General features: G+C 35.7%; 14 protein-coding genes, 3 tRNA genes and 1 riboswitch. Of the genes, 14 read left to right on the plus strand and 3 right to left on the minus strand.

The features are described from left to right. Positions 1-41: 41 nt before the first annotated feature. Positions 42-548: a DUF2325 domain-containing protein gene (locus PYW37_RS01455; protein ID WP_025016574.1), complete on the minus strand. Its 507-nt coding sequence runs from the start codon at positions 546-548 to the stop codon at positions 42-44. Between the two features lie 139 nt (positions 549-687). After that, a riboswitch (Fluoride riboswitch) is annotated at positions 688-760 on the plus strand. Positions 761-838: 78 nt separating this feature from the next. Here PYW37_RS01455 and eno point away from each other — a divergent pair. Next, positions 839-2107 (plus strand): phosphopyruvate hydratase, encoded by a 1269-nt coding sequence (gene eno / locus PYW37_RS01460; protein ID WP_025016573.1) that lies wholly within the window; start codon positions 839-841, stop codon positions 2105-2107. 67 nt (positions 2108-2174) lie between these two features. Here the strand turns inward: eno and PYW37_RS01465 are convergent. Next, positions 2175-2262 (minus strand) — tRNA-Ser (locus tag PYW37_RS01465). Positions 2263-2405: 143 nt separating this feature from the next. Between PYW37_RS01465 and PYW37_RS01470 the strand changes: the two genes are divergently transcribed. The 13 genes from PYW37_RS01470 to add all read left to right on the plus strand — a co-directional run bounded on the left by PYW37_RS01470 (position 2406) and on the right by add (position 15211). Beyond that, the gene (locus PYW37_RS01470; RefSeq protein ID WP_004255784.1) at positions 2406-3239 is read left to right on the plus strand and encodes an energy-coupling factor ABC transporter ATP-binding protein; all 834 of its coding nucleotides are present in this window, start codon (positions 2406-2408) and stop codon (positions 3237-3239) included. Positions 3240-3424: 185 nt separating this feature from the next. Further along, positions 3425-4291, plus strand: coding sequence for an energy-coupling factor ABC transporter ATP-binding protein (locus PYW37_RS01475; protein ID WP_015425751.1), 867 nt, complete (start codon positions 3425-3427; stop codon positions 4289-4291). Beyond that, complete coding sequence (locus PYW37_RS01480; RefSeq protein ID WP_004255779.1) at positions 4291-5091, plus strand: energy-coupling factor transporter transmembrane component T family protein; 801 nt, start codon at positions 4291-4293, stop codon at positions 5089-5091. The genes PYW37_RS01475 and PYW37_RS01480 overlap by 1 nt, the downstream gene beginning before the upstream one ends. A 23-nt stretch (positions 5092-5114) precedes the next feature. Further along, positions 5115-5726: a hypothetical protein gene (locus PYW37_RS01485; RefSeq protein ID WP_023189983.1), complete on the plus strand. Its 612-nt coding sequence runs from the start codon at positions 5115-5117 to the stop codon at positions 5724-5726. Positions 5727-5935: 209 nt separating this feature from the next. Continuing rightward, positions 5936-6706 carry a 2,3,4,5-tetrahydropyridine-2,6-dicarboxylate N-acetyltransferase gene (dapD, locus tag PYW37_RS01490; RefSeq protein WP_023189982.1) on the plus strand — a complete coding sequence of 257 codons (771 nt, stop codon included), beginning with the start codon at positions 5936-5938 and terminating at the stop codon, positions 6704-6706. Between the two features lie 136 nt (positions 6707-6842). Beyond that, positions 6843-7997, plus strand: coding sequence for an N-acetyldiaminopimelate deacetylase (locus tag PYW37_RS01495; protein ID WP_023189981.1), 1155 nt, complete (start codon positions 6843-6845; stop codon positions 7995-7997). 122 nt (positions 7998-8119) lie between these two features. Beyond that, the gene (locus PYW37_RS01500; protein WP_023189980.1) at positions 8120-9238 is read left to right on the plus strand and encodes a polysaccharide deacetylase family protein; all 1119 of its coding nucleotides are present in this window, start codon (positions 8120-8122) and stop codon (positions 9236-9238) included. A gap of 141 nt (positions 9239-9379) precedes the next feature. Next, positions 9380-9453: transfer RNA gene (locus PYW37_RS01505), tRNA-Arg, on the plus strand. 304 nt (positions 9454-9757) lie between these two features. Then, positions 9758-9831: transfer RNA gene (locus tag PYW37_RS01510), tRNA-Pro, on the plus strand. A 590-nt stretch (positions 9832-10421) separates the two neighbouring features. Then, positions 10422-11033 (plus strand): 30S ribosomal protein S4, encoded by a 612-nt coding sequence (rpsD, locus tag PYW37_RS01515; RefSeq protein WP_004255752.1) that lies wholly within the window; start codon positions 10422-10424, stop codon positions 11031-11033. 125 nt (positions 11034-11158) lie between these two features. Further along, positions 11159-13297 (plus strand): Tex family protein, encoded by a 2139-nt coding sequence (locus tag PYW37_RS01520; protein WP_023189979.1) that lies wholly within the window; start codon positions 11159-11161, stop codon positions 13295-13297. 138 nt (positions 13298-13435) lie between these two features. Further along, entirely contained in the window at positions 13436-13879 is a 444-nt protein-coding gene (locus PYW37_RS01525) for a SprT family protein (protein ID WP_010905264.1), read from the plus strand. 273 nt (positions 13880-14152) lie between these two features. Next, positions 14153-15211, plus strand: a complete 1059-nt coding sequence (gene add / locus PYW37_RS01530; RefSeq protein WP_074453816.1) for an adenosine deaminase — start codon at positions 14153-14155, stop codon at positions 15209-15211. A 31-nt stretch (positions 15212-15242) separates the two neighbouring features. On the opposite strand, the gene PYW37_RS01535 is transcribed toward add, so the two are convergent. Next, the gene (locus tag PYW37_RS01535; protein WP_023189976.1) at positions 15243-15911 is read right to left on the minus strand and encodes a hypothetical protein; all 669 of its coding nucleotides are present in this window, start codon (positions 15909-15911) and stop codon (positions 15243-15245) included. Between the last annotated feature and the right edge of the window lie 156 nt (positions 15912-16067).

The raw sequence follows: 16067 nt of genomic DNA on the forward strand, positions 1-16067 counted from the left end.
ATTCTGTCACTAAAAATAAGCACTGACAAATGCGTCAGCGCTTATTTTTTAAATAATTTTGTAAAATCTGGTTCGTCGTCAGTAATTTTGAAATCTTTTAGCGCCGATTTTAGAGGGAGATGTTTCTTTTTTCCTTTTAAATAATTTTGACTTTCTTTGCTTTGGGCACTTTCGGCTAAAGAATTTTGCTTTGGTATAACTCTATTTTCAATTTTTCTTTTGCTTTTCTTATTTTGGTCGGTGCTTTCAAAAGATTCATCTGGAAAAGTTTGAGAAAGTTGCTTGATAATGGTTTCTAAACCGAAATTACTACTAATCCAAAAGGGTGTATCGGTTGCTTTACAAGCTTCTTTAGCAAATTGAACTGAATGATGAGCCACATTTCGGTTTCTCATAACGACGAAATCAGCTTTGGCAACAAGTTGGTCAATCTCAAATCGATTAGGTTTTTTCTTATCAAAACCAAGAAAAGAAACGCCAACTTTTGCCAAGCCCTCTCTAAAATCATGCCAATATTTAACTTCACATAGAACAAGTAGTGTTTTCATGTCATTCCTTACTGATGCTCTGTCTTTACTGACAGGAGCGAATTATAGTGATTATAACACAATTTTGCTTAATGATAAATGTATTTTTTAAAATATAAGTTTCAAAAATTTGACCTCATAAAAATAAAGTGGTAAATTAATAGTAGATGGGTATGGTGCACACCCGAAACCGTTTCAAGAAATAGCTTGAATCTAATGGCGCCTACAAAGCAAAGCCTTTTTTTGCCTTGTAGTCTGCCATTTTTTCTTTGACTTACAAGGCAATAAAGGCAAAGAAAAGGAGATTTATTATGACAGTCACAATCGAAAACATCCACGCAAGAGAAATTTTTGATTCTAGAGGAAATCCAACCGTTGAGGTAGATGTTAGATTAACAGATGGAACATTAGGACGCGCAGCAGTACCCTCAGGAGCATCAACCGGAGACCGCGAAGCAGTTGAATTAAGAGATGGTGGAGACCGCCTTCAAGGAAAAGGCGTTTCTAAAGCCGTCGCAAATGTCAATGGCGAAATTTATGAAGCCTTGAAAGGACAATCACCATTTAATCAAGCAAAATTAGATCATCTGATGATTGAACTTGACGGGACAAAAAATAAATCTCGTTTAGGGGCTAATGCAATTTTAGGGGTTTCAATGGCCATTTCTCGTGCGGCAGCGAATAGTGAAAATATTCCACTCTATCGCTATCTTGGTGGAGTTGATTTGGAACTTCCACAACCATTTTTCAATGTCATTAATGGTGGAGTACATGCCGATTCAGGAATTGACGTTCAAGAATTTTTGATTACACCAGTCAAACGGGACAGCTTTCGCGATGGTTTAGAAAAAATTGCAAATATCTACCATACTCTGAAGAAAATTTTAGCTGACAAAGGGCTAGAAACAGCCGTAGGCGATGAAGGTGGCTTTGCCCCTAAACTTGGTTCTACTGAAAATGCAATTGCTACACTTTATCAAGCAATTGAAAGTGCAGGATATGTTCCTGGTGAAGAAATTGCGATTGCCATTGACCCAGCTTCAAGTGAATTTTATGATGATAAAGAAAAAGTTTATCGTTTTGAAGGGCAAAAATTGACTTCTAAAGAACTATTGACTTACTATGAAAATTTAGTTGAAAAATATCCAGCACTTATTTCCATTGAAGATGGATTTTCTGAACATGACTGGGATGGCTTTGCAGCTCAAACGAAAGCTCAAGGTCAAAAAATTCAATTAGTAGGTGATGATATTTTTGTGACAAATCCTGAAATTTTCAAAGAAGGAATTAAAAAAGGTGTAGCAAATGCTATTTTGATTAAACTTAATCAAATCGGAACAGTAACTGAAGCGATTGAAGCCATTAGTTTAGCGAGAAAAGCAGGCTATAAGACAATGATTTCTCATCGTTCAGGTGAAACAGTTGATAGCTACATTGCCGATTTTGCGGTAGCCATGCATGCTGGCCAAATAAAAACAGGTTCAATGGCTCGAAGTGAACGGGTTGAAAAATATAATCAATTCTTGCGAATTGAAGAAGAATTAGGAAAAGATGTAGCTCTTGCTAGTTTTCCAGAATAGATAAAAATAAAAAAACATTAATTTTTATAATTAATGTTTTTTTATTTTTAAGAATGTGAATTTATAAAGGAGAAGAGGGGATTCGAACCCCCGATACGCTTGTGACGTATACACACTTTCCAGGCGTGCTCCTTCGGCCACTCGGACACTTCTCCGATTACTTTAATATTATAACAAAATCCCTTCTCGTTTAGCAATGACTTTTGAATGTTTTGTTTTGGCGATAAAGAATGTCATTTTTAGTAGAAATATAAAACTAAATGCTTAAAAGTGTCTAAAATTTGGTATAATAAGGGCTATGAATAAAATTCTCGAAGTAGAAAATTTAGTTTTTAAATATGAAAAAGAAAGCGATGTAAATCAGCTTAATGGTGTTTCCTTTTCGATTACAAAAGGGGAATGGGTTTCGATTATTGGCCAAAATGGTTCTGGTAAATCGACGACTGCTCGACTGATTGATGGTCTTTTTGAAGAATTTGAAGGAAAAGTCAAAATTGATGGAGAACTTTTGACTGCTGAAAATGTCTGGAATCTTCGTCGAAAGATTGGGATGGTTTTTCAAAATCCGGATAACCAATTTGTTGGGGCAACGGTTGAAGATGATGTCGCTTTTGGTATGGAAAATCAAGGAATTCCACGGGAAGAGATGATTAAACGAGTTGACGAAGCTTTGCTTGCTGTCAATATGCTTGATTTCAAAACCCGCGAACCCGCGAGACTTTCTGGTGGACAAAAGCAAAGGGTAGCTGTGGCCGGAATTATTGCTTTGCGACCTGAAATCATTATTCTTGATGAATCAACCTCAATGCTTGATCCGACCGGGCGTCAAGAGATTATGCGCGTGATTCATGAAATTAAAGAGAAATATCAACTGACCGTTTTATCTATTACTCATGACCTTGATGAAGCAGCAAGCTCTGACCGAATTTTAGTGATGAAAGCAGGAGAAATAATTAAGGAAGCGGCACCGTCTGAACTCTTTGCAACGAGTGAGGATATGGTTGAAATTGGACTAGATGTTCCCTTCTCTTCAAATTTAATGAAAGACCTGCGAAAAAATGGCTTTGATTTACCAGAAAAGTATCTGTCAGAAGACGAATTGGTAGAGCTTTTGGCTGATAAGTTGCGCTAAATTTACTGACAGAATTTCTGTCAGTTACACGCGATTAACGTGAGTGTGAAATTGGCGGATAAATGAAGTTTCCGTCAGTTCAAGGCGATTAATGAGAGTCCTTGAATCGGTGACTTAATAAAATTCTAGTATGCTAGAATTTCTGTCATTAAAATGGATATTATTGGATTTGAGAAAAAAGAAAAATGATTAAATTTGAAAAAGTAAATTATACTTATCAGCCCAACAGTCCCTTTGCCAGTCGTGCCCTTTTTGACATTGATTTAGAAGTCAAAAAAGGAAGTTACACGGCTTTGATTGGGCATACTGGTTCTGGTAAATCGACACTTTTGCAACATCTGAATGGATTGTTGCAGCCTACACAAGGGACGGTTAGAGTAGGTGATATTGTTGTCACTTCAACAAGTAAACAAAAAGAGATTAAACCTGTCCGCAAAAAAGTAGGTGTAGTCTTTCAATTTCCTGAAAGCCAACTTTTTGAAGAAACGGTTTTAAAAGATGTCGCTTTTGGACCACAAAACTTTGGAATTTCAAAAGAAGAAGCTGAGAAAATTGCTGCTGAGAAACTGGAAATGGTCGGTCTTTCAAAAGAATTTTGGGAAAAATCTCCTTTTGAACTTTCAGGAGGACAAATGCGTCGTGTGGCCATTGCTGGGATTCTCGCGATGGAACCAGAAGTTTTGGTACTTGATGAACCAACAGCGGGCCTTGACCCAAAAGCTAGAATTGAGATGATGAAACTTTTTGAGAGTATTCATCAGACGGGTCAAACCGTTGTTTTAGTCACTCATTTAATGGATGACGTGGCCGATTATGCTGACTATGTTTATCTTCTTGAAAAAGGACATATTATCAGCTGTGGTACTCCGTCAGATGTTTTTCAAGAAGTTGATTTTTTGAAAGCACATGAATTGGGAGTGCCAAAAGCGACTCATTTTGCTGACCAACTTCAAAAAACAGGAGCCTATACTTTTGAAAAATTGCCAATCACACGAGCTGAACTTGTTAATTTACTGACAAGTCTGTCAGTAAAATCAGGAGGTGAAAACTGATGCAAAATATGCTGATGGGACGTTATATTCCAGGTGATAGTATCATTCACCGCATGGACCCGCGTTCAAAACTTTTGGTGATGATTGCTTTTGTTGTCATTATCTTTTTGGCTCACGATTGGTTAGGTTATCTTCTTTTAGTGCTTTACACTTTAGCGGGTGTTTTATTATCCAAAATTTCAGTTTCCTATTTTTTAAAAGGCCTACGGCCAATGATTGGTTTAATTCTGTTCACAGTTATTTTCCAAATGCTTTTTACTAATGGTCAGCATGTCATTTTTAGTCTATGGTTTATCAAAATTTCAACAGAATCTTTGATTAATGCTGTTTATATTTTCTTTCGTTTTGTCTTGATTATTTTTATGTCAACAATTTTGACGCTGACCACGCCACCATTGACCTTGGCTGATGGAATCGAAAAAGGCTTAGGACCTTTGAAAAAAATCAAAGTCCCTGTTCACGAATTAGGTTTGATGTTATCTATTTCTTTACGCTTTATTCCAACATTAATGGATGACACAACAATGATTATGAATGCTCAAAAAGCCAGAGGAATGGATTTTGGTGAAGGAAATTTACTGAAAAAAATTAAATCAGTCATTCCAATTTTAATTCCATTATTTGTCAGTTCTTTCCGCCGTGCGGATGACTTAGCAGTCGCAATGGAAAGCAGAGGCTATCAAGGGGGAGATGGACGTACAAAATACCGTCAACTCAAATGGAAAATGCGAGATAGCTTGCTCGTTGTATCTATTATCATAATGACAATTTTACTTATTTTATGGTCAAAAGTTTCCTAAATAAATGCTCAAGAGGAGAAAAAATGATTACTTTAAACGTAAATAGCTTGGAAAATGCAGAAATTTTTTGGAAAGAATTAGGTTTGGAAGATGAAGTAGCACTTAATGAAACCTATGACCCAAATCCTGAAACTTTAGCAATTTCAGTAGAAACAATTGATGAAATTCATGATAAAATCATTGAACTTGGACTTCCTGTAAGTCCAATTACGCCAGCTGTTGATGGAAGATTCATGTTTTCTTTTATTGCTTCTGAGGACAATACCTTTATTGTTATTGGTGAATGGGTCGAAAGACCTTACACTGGAGAAATGCGCACTGAATTTTTTGAAAATGTAAAAGGACTAATTCCACTTGCGCCAGAACGTCTGTCAGAGCTGACAGAAGGCCAATTTGTACTTTTTGGACGTGTCACTTGTCCTTGGACCAGAAGATTTGTTAAGGCTCTTCCTGACTATGCTGACAAAATGATTTATTACGTTGACACAGAAAATACAGACCTCAATCCAGAATTACAAGCGATTCGTAAAGCTCACGAAGTAGAAACCGTTCCAACATTTATGAAGAGAAGTGCTGACGGAACTTTTATCAAATTTGATAAAAAGAAAGAAAGTCTTTCTGAGTTTATAAAATAAATGCTGACAGTTCTGTCAGTAAAAAAACAGTTTCGGCTGTTTTTTCTTTAAGCAGAATTGAAAATTTTCCAAATATTTGATAATTTGCTATAATATAGAACAATAATATTGTAGGTAAAATGATTCTGTCAGTAAATTTTTACTGACAGAATCATAAAAAGGCCTATAAAGTGTCATCAATAACTGAATGGCCCTAGAATGGAGTAAAAATGGAAGCACAAAAACTATCAGCACAAGAAATAATTCAATTTATCGGGAACGCTGAGAAAAAAACACGTGTCAAGGTAACCTTATCAGGAATGCCTAGTTTTAAAGCAGCTGGTTTTCTTGCTGAAAATGGGCGTCCAAATTTTAAGGCACTAGCCAATAAAGGAATCCAAGTTCTGGGAGATTTTCACACACATTACAGCTTAAAAATTATCATTGGAGATTGGCAAGAAGTACGTCCATTGCTTTCTGGCTTGACTGAGAATAAAGATTACACCCTAGAACTTGAAGGCCGAAATTCAGCTGTGCCTCTCCTTGATACCAGAGAAACCAATGCTCGAATTGAGCCAGGAGCAATTATTCGTGACCAAGTAACTATTGGCGATAGTGCGGTCATTATGATGGGCGCTATCATCAATATCGGAGCTGAAATTGGTGAAGGCACAATGATTGATATGGGGGCAATTTTGGGTGGCCGTGCGACGGTTGGTAAGAACTCTCATATTGGTGCTGGAGCTGTTTTGGCTGGTGTTATTGAGCCTGCAAGTGCTGAACCTGTTCGTGTTGGGGATAATGTCCTTGTGGGAGCCAATGCTGTTGTAATCGAAGGAGTACAAGTCGGTTCAGGTTCTGTTGTTGCAGCAGGGGCAATTGTTACCCAAGATGTTCCAGAAAACGTTGTTGTTGCTGGTGTTCCAGCTCGAATTATCAAAGAAATAGATGAAAAAACACAACAAAAAACGGCTTTAGAAGATGCCCTTAGAAATTTGTAAAATTAAAGAAATAGCTTATTTCTGAACTTTTGTTAATCTTAGCAAAAGTTTTTTTGCTAAAAAGAGCAATATACAGCCAAAAAAGAGTAAAATAAATAAAAAAGATTGAAATTAAGCTTAGTAACGAGGAAAAAATATGATAAATTTAATTGAAATCAGACGGCAGCTTCACCAAATTCCTGAAATTGGTCTTGAAGAATACGAAACTCAAAAGTATTTACTAGCCATTATTCAAGAACTGACTCAAAATAAACCATTTATTCAAGTGAGAACATGGCAAACCGGTATTCTAGTTTATCTAGCAGGAAGTCAGGGTCAAAAGACAATTGGTTGGCGGACAGATATTGACGGTCTGCCTATTGAGGAATCAACCGATTTACCTTATGCTAGTAAAAATGGACGAATGCACGCTTGTGGACACGATATTCACATGACCGTTGCTCTTGGTTTATTGGAAAAAATGAGTGAAAGCCAACCAAGAGATAATCTCCTCTTTCTCTTTCAACCTGCTGAAGAAAATGAAGCGGGCGGAAAATTAATGTATGATGCTGGAGCATTTGAAAATTGGCTTCCTGATGAATTTTATGGATTACATGTCAGACCAGATTTAAAAGTAGGAGATATTGCTACGAATCAGCATACACTTTTTGCAGGAACTTGTGAAGTTGAATTATCCTTTATTGGAACAGGAGGACATGCTGCTTTTCCTCACACAGCAAATGACGCTTTGGTAGCAGCCGCTTATTTTATCACTCAGGTTCAGACGATTGTAAGCCGTAATGTGGATCCATTAGCTTCAGCAGTGGTTACATTTGGAAAAATGGAATCTGGGACAACGAATAATATTATCGCTGAACATGCTTTTTTACATGGAACTATCCGGAGTCTGACCCAAGAAGTCAATGAATTGACCCAAAAACGTTTAAGAGAACTTGCAAATGGAATCGCGCAATCTTTTAACATGGAAATTGAGCTTAAACTTAAACAAGGCGGCTATCTTCCAGTTGAAAATCATCCTGAACTTGCTAAAGAACTGATGGAATTTTTCAAAAAAGAAACTAAGGCTAATCTTATTGACATCGCTCCAGCCATGACTGGTGAAGATTTTGGTTACCTTTTGAGCAAAATTCCTGGAGTCATGTTCTGGTTAGGAATTGATAGTGATGCTCCCCTTCATTCACAAAAAATGAATCCAGACGAGCATGTTCTCAATTTTGCTGTTGATACAATTAGCCAATTTTTACAATTTAAAGTTAATAGGTTATCAGAAGATGAAAAAACAATAAATTAATGGCTTTAATCTTAAGAATGGATATGTTAAGATAGGAGGATAGAGTTTTTTTAAATCATTCAGTAGTTAAATTGTTACAATTGAACTTTTTTGAAATGATAAAAGTTATTTAGGGAAGAATAATGAAACAAAGAAGATTAAAATCAAAAGGAGCAAAAAAAGCTTTTTGGAAGCTTACCTTGCTTATAGGTGCGTTATTAATAGTGGTAGCGGGAGTAGGAACCTATTATTATGATCAAGGAGTTCAAAAGCAAAAAATTGCTTATGAAAAACAAGTAGATGAGGCGAGAAATGCAAAAGACAAGGCCTATGATTCAAGAAAAGCAAACGATATTGAACAGGCTCATAAGTTAATTGATAAGCTTCATGTTAAAGATAAAACTTCTTTAGATAAATCAATGAGCCAATTGACAAACTATTTGTCAGAGATTGACAAAGTGAACCAGATTGTTGCAAAAGCCCATGAAAATATAAGTGAAGAAGGAATAAAAAGCTCTGAAGAGGCTTTAGAATTATTAAAGGCTCCATATGAGAAATCAGACAAAGAAGCATTGGCAAAACAAGTAAATGCTGACAAACAAATACTTATTGAACGTCAAAAAGAAGCGGAGCGTATTGCGAACGTTCAAAATCAATATGCAAATAAAAAATTGATTGCCTTGACCTTTGATGATGGACCAAACCCTAATACGACCCCTCAATTATTAAAAATTTTATCAGATGCACAAGTTCCAGCAACCTTTTTTGCTTTAGGAAAACAAGCCCAAGCCTGCCCCCAAATTATTAAAGAAGAAGCTGATAGAGGAAATGAAGTCGCTTCGCATACATGGGACCATAAAGACTTGGTAACACTCTCACCAGACCAACAAAAGCAAGAAATTGAGAGTGCAAATCAGTTAATTAATAAAATTACAGGTAAAAACGTAACACTCTTCCGTCCACCTTATGGAAGTTATAATAAATCTGTTTTAAGTCAAACAAATTTAAGTGCAGTTAATTGGACTGTTGACACAAATGACTGGCGTTATCGTACAAGTGCTCCAGTTGTTCAAAATGTTTCGACTTACGCTCATGATGGAGCAATCATTTTGATGCATGATATTCACCAATGGTCAGTAGATGCTGTGCCGCGGATTATTCAAAATTTGAAAGCACAAGGTTATACCTTTGTAACGGTCAGCACTTTGCTAACAGTACAAGATGGGGGAGCTAAGGCTCAACAAGTTTATTTTGGTAGATAATAAAATAAGAAGAGGAGAAGTGATTCTGCTCTTTTTATTCGTTTTTAACGAAGGTTTATTCTAAAAAATTCATATCCAATGAGTTTATTCTTGACAACTTATGGGAAACTTGATATACTAATATAGTCGTTTGAGAGAAACGCAGGCGTGGCTCAACTGGATAGAGTACCTGACTACGAATCAGGCGGTTGTAGGTTCGAATCCTACCGCTTGCATAAACAGAATATGGCGAAAGTCATTTTTTTGTTTGATACTGATATTTTAGATAAAATGAGAGAAGTATCGGTAAGAATTTAAAAATTCTAAAATAATATTTGGAACTTCGCGATAAGCGCGAAGAACTGAATTGCTAAACGCTAAAGCGTCAAGCACTTCATGTCTGGGAAGTAGCTCAGCTTGGTAGAGCTCAAAGCATGCTTTGAGGCTGTGGATAGGAATTTGCGAAGTAAATTTACTTTACAAGTACTTTTAAAAGTGGAGATACTGAACAAAGAAGTTTCAAAAATTTAATATTAGCTACGGGAAGTAGCTCAGCTTGGTAGAGTACTTGGTTTGGGACCAAGGTGTCGCAGGTTCGAATCCTGTCTTCCCGATTACCGACTAACCCTAACTCATCTTTCGTGGATGAGTTTTTTTGATGTCAAAACTAGATAATCTTCCATAATTCTTGAAAGTGTTATCAAGATATGATAAAATTCAAGTGATAATGTGAGTTTAGAAAATTATTAAAAGCGAGCATTAAATGAAAGGAGCCATCATGGCATATAAATCACATAAATTTGGTAAACGTAACGGTAAAAAACATTTCAACGCAGTAGGCGTAAGAACTGCACCAAAACCAGAAGCTAAAAAAGAAGAAAAATAATTTTTGTTTAGGAATTTTAAATTACTTAAAATTGAATCCTAATCTCTTGATTTTTTAACTCATCTCTTGCAGATGAGTTTTTTTATTTAAATCACTTGTTCTAATGTGAAAAATATTGACAAAATAAGGATTTTTGGTATAATAGAAAAGTTGAATATAGCAGTCAGCTAGAAAGCTCGTCAACATTTTGCTGTTATGTCAGGGAGCGTAAGCTATTATACTCCTTGTGTCAAGTAACTGAAGCTATAAGCGAAGGTAAAATGAACGAATTCGAGGCTGTCAATATTCTTCAAATAAAATATTTGGAGGACATAAATTATGTCACGTTACACTGGTCCATCATGGAAACAATCACGCCGTTACGGTATCTCACTTTCTGGTTCTGGTAAAGAAATCGCTCGTCGTAACTACGTACCTGGACAACACGGTCCAAACAACCGTTCAAAACTTTCTGAATACGGTCTTCAATTGGCTGAAAAACAAAAACTTCGTTTTTCATACGGTCTTTCTGAACGTCAATTCCGTAACTTGTACATTGCTGCAACTAAAGTTAAAGAAGGAACTGTTGGTTTCAACTTCATGACTTTGCTTGAACAACGTCTTGATAACGTAGTTTTCCGTCTTGGTCTTGCGACTACTCGTCGTCAAGCACGTCAATTCGTAAACCACGGACATATCCTTGTTGACGGAAAACGCGTTGATATCCCATCATTCCGCGTACAACCTGGTCAAGTGATCTCAGTTCGCGAAAAATCTATGAAAGTTCCTGCAATCCTTGAAGCTGTTGAAGCTACTAAAGGTCGCGCTAACTTCGTATCATTTGATGCTGATAAACTTGAAGGAACTCTTGTTCGTCTTCCTGAACGTGATGAAATCAACCCAGAAATCAATGAAGCATTGATCGTTGAATTCTACAACAAAATGATGTAATTTCTTATTTGCATTTTGAAATCGCTCCTGTTTGGGAGCGATTTTTTTGTGACTTTTTTGGTAAAATAGAGATAGGACACTGTCCTTTAAAATTGATGACAAAACTAGTTAAGGATTATTTCTAAGTGGAAAATGTTAAAAAAATTGCTGAATTGTTGAATATTAAAAATTCACAAGTTGAAAAAGTATTAGAATTGACGGCAGAGGGGAACACAGTTCCGTTTATTGCTCGTTATCGTAAAGAAGCAACAGGTTCACTTGACGAAGTTGAAATCAAAAAAATTATTGATGAAGATAATTTACTGACAAAATTATCAGAACGTAAAACGGCTGTTTTGTCAAAAATTGAAGAGCTTGGTAAGTTGACTAATTCGCTTAAAACACAAATTTTGGCTGCTGAAAAACTGACAGAAGTTGAAGATTTATATTTGCCTTACAAAGAAAAACGGCGCACAAAAGCAACGATTGCAAAGGAAAATGGTTTATTTCCCTTAGCTCAATTGATTGTAAAAAATTCAGCAAATCTTGAAGAAGAAGCTGAAAAATTTGTCAATGAGAATTTTACAAGTCCTCAAAAAGCTTTGGAAGGTGCCGTGGATATCTTGTCAGAAGCGATTTCTGAAGATGCGCGGTTGCGTTCATGGCTGACTGGTGAAATCAAAAACAATAGTTTACTGACAAGTAGTTTGAAAAAAGATGCCGTTGATGAAAAGCAAGTTTTTCAAATGTATTATGAATTCTCAGAAAAAGTTTCAGAATTACCAAATTATCGTGTATTGGCTTTAAACCGTGGTGAAAAATTGGGGATTCTGTCAGTAAAATTTGAAAATAACGAAGACAAAATTTTACGTTATTTTGCCGCCCGTTTTGCTGCTCAAAATAATCCAATGATGCAAGTGGCGATTAAAGATGCTGTCAAGAAAAAATTGATTCCGGCTATGGAACGTAGTATTCGGACTGATCTGACAGAAAAAGCTGAAGCTTCTGCCATCGAAGTTTTTGGCGAAAATTTGAAAAATCTTTTGTTGGTGGCTCCGCTTAAAGGGCGTGTAGTCATGGGATTTGACCCTGCTTACCGTACTGGAGCAAAGCTTGCTATTGTTGATGAGACAGGTAAATTATTGATGACAACGGTCATTTATCCTGTGAAGCCAGCAAATGCAGGTCAAATTGCTCAAGCGAAAAAAGATTTAGCAAAATTCATTCGAGAATATGGTGTGAATATGATTGCGATTGGGAATGGAACTGCCAGTCGCGAATCTGAAAGTTTTGTTGCAGAAGTACTCAAGGAAAATAATTTTTCTGATGTTTATTATGTGATTGTCAGTGAATCTGGAGCCTCTGTTTATTCAGCGAGCGAGTTGGCACGTGAAGAATTTCCAGAATTGACTGTTGAAAAACGTTCAGCAATTTCGATTGCACGCCGTTTGCAAGATCCATTGGCTGAACTTGTAAAAATCGAACCAAAAGCCATTGGTGTTGGTCAATATCAACATGATGTTTCTGAGAAAAAATTAACAGAAAATCTTGATTTTGTCGTGGAAACAGTAGTTAACCAAGTTGGTGTTAATGTCAATACAGCCAGTCCTAGTTTGCTTTCACACGTAGCTGGCCTTAATAAAAGTTTGGCACAGAATGTAGTAAAATATCGTGAAGAAAATGGCGCACTCAAAACAAGAGCGGAACTAAAAAAAGTCCCACGTTTGGGAGCTAAAGCATTTGAACAAGCGGCAGGTTTCTTAAGAATTCCAGAAGGTAAAAATTTCCTTGACAACACCGGTGTTCACCCAGAATCTTATAAAGTGACGGAACAACTTTTGGCGGAAATTTCCGCTGATAAACCTGTCAGTAACGAAGAATTGCTGACCAAACTTTCGTCAGTAAATATTCCTGAAATGGCTGAAAAACTTGGTCTTGGTCAGGAAACATTGACTGATATTATCAATGATTTACAAAAACCAGGCCGTGATTTGCGTGATAGTTTTGATGCCCCAATTTTAAGACAAGATGTTTTGTCAGCTGGAGATTTACAAATTGGTCAACAACTTGAAGGTGTGGTCCGTAACGTTGTCGATTTCGGTGCCTTTATTGATATCGGAATTAAAAATGATGGCTTGGCACACGTTTCTGATTTGAGTAAATCTTTTGTCAAAAATCCAAGTGATGTTGTCGCTGTAGGGCAAATCGTAACGGTTTGGGTTAAATCTCTCGATTTACAAAGAGGGAAAATTAATTTAACCTTAGTGAACCCACGAGAAAAATAATCTGTCAGTAAATTTTTTGATTCTAGTTTCATTAAGCGAAGCTGTCAGTAAATATTTTTCAAATTTTAGTTTCGCTAGGTGAAGCTGTCAGTAAAATTTACTGACAGTCGTCTGTGCGAGCCTGTCAAAGGAGGAAAAGTGTTAACTAATCAAGAATTGACAGCAAAAGTAAAAGAAATATCACTCACATATTTTAAGCAATCATTTGACCACGAAGCAAAATGGAATCAACGCCTACGGACAACTGGTGGTCGTTTCTTTCCCAAAGATTTACATCTTGATTTTAATCCTAAAATGGCTGAACTTAAAGATTTTGAAGGAGTGATACTTCATGAATTAACTCATTATCATCTGTATCGGTCTAAAAGAGGTTATAAACATCGAGATGCTGATTTTAAAAGGCTTCTGTCACAAGTTGGTGGCTTACGATATGCTCCCTCAGTGATTGATAAGAAGATAAAATATTATTATAGCTGTCAAAATTGCGGCCAACTTTATCCTCGACAAAGAAAAATTGATACAAAAAAGTATCGCTGTGGAAAATGTCGAGGAAAATTAATCTTAAAAACAAGCGGAAATTAAAAATTCCGCTTGTTTTTTATTAAGAATTAAGAAGTTTATCCACATTTTCTTCACTTTTTCCCCAAAAATTGTGAATAAGTTAAGATAAATTGGGGATAATTACAAAAAAATGGCTTAATTGAGCCAAAAAAATCTTATCCACAAGATAAAATAAATGCGTAAAGATGATAATTGCTTTTTCTCACAAAAAAGCGTAGAATAGTAAAAATACATTTTTGAAGGACTTCGAGCTATTTAGCTCGAAATCTTTTATATCATGTAAAATAATATTGGATGAAAAAGAAAAGGGAGAAACTCGTGCTTAAATCAGAAATTATTGCTCAAATACCAAAAGTTGAACTTCATTGCCATCTTGATGGTTCGCTTAGCTTGTCAGTCATTAAAGAACTCGCTAAAAATGCTGGAATTCATATGACAATGTCCGATGAGGAAATTTTAGAAAAGGCACAAGCCCCAGAAAATACAAAAAATTTGCTAGAATACCTGCAACGTTTTGATTTCGTCTTACCACTTTTGCAAACTTATAAGAATTTAGAGTTAGCTGCTTATGATGTTGTCAGACAGGCAGCAAATGATAATATTAAATATATTGAAATCCGTTTTGCTCCAAGTCAACATCTCTTAGAAAATCTAACCCTTGAAGAAGCAGTAGAGGCTGTCATCGCCGGCCTTTCTCGTGCAGAAAATGATTTTGATATAAGAGCAAATGCACTCGTTTGTGGATTAAAACAAGAACCAATTCAAAAATTACAAAAACTGCTGCCACTTTTTGATAAGATTCCTGATGAACATTTTGTCGGATTTGATATGGCGGGTGATGAATTAAATTATCCACAGGAAAAATTTGTAGATTTGATTCATGATATAAAAATTAAGGGTGTCAATGTGACGCTTCATGCTGGAGAATGTCCAGCATGTGAGAAAAATATTTTAGATTCAATTGCAATGGGGGCAAGTCGCATTGGACATGGAATTATGACTAAAAATCTGTCCGAAGCCGAACAAAAAATGATGATTGAAAAACAAATTGTTTTAGAAATGGCTCCGACTAGCAATTTTCAAACAAAAGCGGTGACAGAGCTTGCGCAATATCCTTTTAAAGAACTTTATGACAAAGGAATACACGTGACATTAAATACCGATAATCGAATGGTTTCGGCTACAAATTTAAGCAAAGAATATGAGAAAATCTCAGCTTGGTACCCAGATTTTTCTCTTTCTGATTTTGAAAAAATAAATCATTACGCAATTGATGGCGCCTTTATTGGTCAAGAAGAAAAAGAAGAACTTCATCAAAGATTTACCAAAGAATACAAAAAAATCTCTGAATAATCAGAGGTTTTTTAGATTAGATGAATTATTATTATTTAATTTCTATCTTAGAAATGATTTGAGCAGCTTGTTCATCAAATGAAGTTGGAATGGCAAGCGTTTGGCTACTGTCCAATAGTTTTTGAGATTCTTCTTTTACCCAAGCAGAATCTTTAAGATATCTTTCGTCTTGGTAATGATTTGGATCTTTATAAAAATTGATTGACCCATTATGATTAGAACTATAGGTAACAATAGTGGTTCCAGCCATTGTATTATCAGAACTAAAAGATAATGTTACTGTGTCCTGAGGAACAACTACAGAACCGGAAAAAGGAAAGACTTGGTGATTAGCTCCATTTTTAGTAACACTGATAGAAACAGGTTGATAATCATATTTGTAATAACTTAGAAGGGTTTCGGTTACGCGTGCATACTCAACCTGTTCAGCGCTATATCCAGATAAAGGTGAAGAACTTTTTTGTACTTTTTCAGAATTATTGGTATTTGCTTGACTGCTTGAAGCAGAAGAGCTCGTAGAATGAGTAGCAGAATTTTTACTATTGCTAGTTTTTGAACTTGAGGTAACTTTAGAACTAGAAGTAGTTTCTTTTTTGGTCTGATTTTCAGAACTTTTAGAATTTGAACAGGCAGCTAAGGCAAATAAACTCAAAAATGTAGCTGACCAAAGGATTGTTTTTTCATAAGATTTATTCTCCATTTTTATTACTTTATAATAATAGCATTAAATTTTTATAAAGTAAAATTTAGCTATGATTACTATAATCTTAGAATATATTTCTACTTGGTATAATCTATTGTTGGAATGAGCTTTATTTAGATATTTTTATTTCTAAGGTGTTGCTTTAGGACAATA

Source organism: Lactococcus lactis (assembly GCF_029023865.1).
Classification (GTDB): domain Bacteria; phylum Bacillota; class Bacilli; order Lactobacillales; family Streptococcaceae; genus Lactococcus; species Lactococcus lactis.

What these genes read in the sequence shown, in the direction of transcription:
- PYW37_RS01455 (WP_025016574.1), bottom strand. Translation starts at nt 548, where the DNA reads ATGAAAACACTACTTGTTCTATGTGAAGTTAAATATTGGCATGATTTT.
- eno (WP_025016573.1), top strand. Translation starts at nt 839, where the DNA reads ATGACAGTCACAATCGAAAACATCCACGCAAGAGAAATTTTTGATTCT.
- PYW37_RS01470 (WP_004255784.1), top strand. Translation starts at nt 2,406, where the DNA reads ATGAATAAAATTCTCGAAGTAGAAAATTTAGTTTTTAAATATGAAAAA.
- PYW37_RS01475 (WP_015425751.1), top strand. Translation starts at nt 3,425, where the DNA reads ATGATTAAATTTGAAAAAGTAAATTATACTTATCAGCCCAACAGTCCC.
- PYW37_RS01480 (WP_004255779.1), top strand. Translation starts at nt 4,291, where the DNA reads ATGCAAAATATGCTGATGGGACGTTATATTCCAGGTGATAGTATCATT.
- PYW37_RS01485 (WP_023189983.1), top strand. Translation starts at nt 5,115, where the DNA reads ATGATTACTTTAAACGTAAATAGCTTGGAAAATGCAGAAATTTTTTGG.
- dapD (WP_023189982.1), top strand. Translation starts at nt 5,936, where the DNA reads ATGGAAGCACAAAAACTATCAGCACAAGAAATAATTCAATTTATCGGG.
- PYW37_RS01495 (WP_023189981.1), top strand. Translation starts at nt 6,843, where the DNA reads ATGATAAATTTAATTGAAATCAGACGGCAGCTTCACCAAATTCCTGAA.
- PYW37_RS01500 (WP_023189980.1), top strand. Translation starts at nt 8,120, where the DNA reads ATGAAACAAAGAAGATTAAAATCAAAAGGAGCAAAAAAAGCTTTTTGG.
- rpsD (WP_004255752.1), top strand. Translation starts at nt 10,422, where the DNA reads ATGTCACGTTACACTGGTCCATCATGGAAACAATCACGCCGTTACGGT.
- add (WP_074453816.1), top strand. Translation starts at nt 14,153, where the DNA reads ATGAAAAAGAAAAGGGAGAAACTCGTGCTTAAATCAGAAATTATTGCT.
- PYW37_RS01535 (WP_023189976.1), bottom strand. Translation starts at nt 15,911, where the DNA reads ATGGAGAATAAATCTTATGAAAAAACAATCCTTTGGTCAGCTACATTT.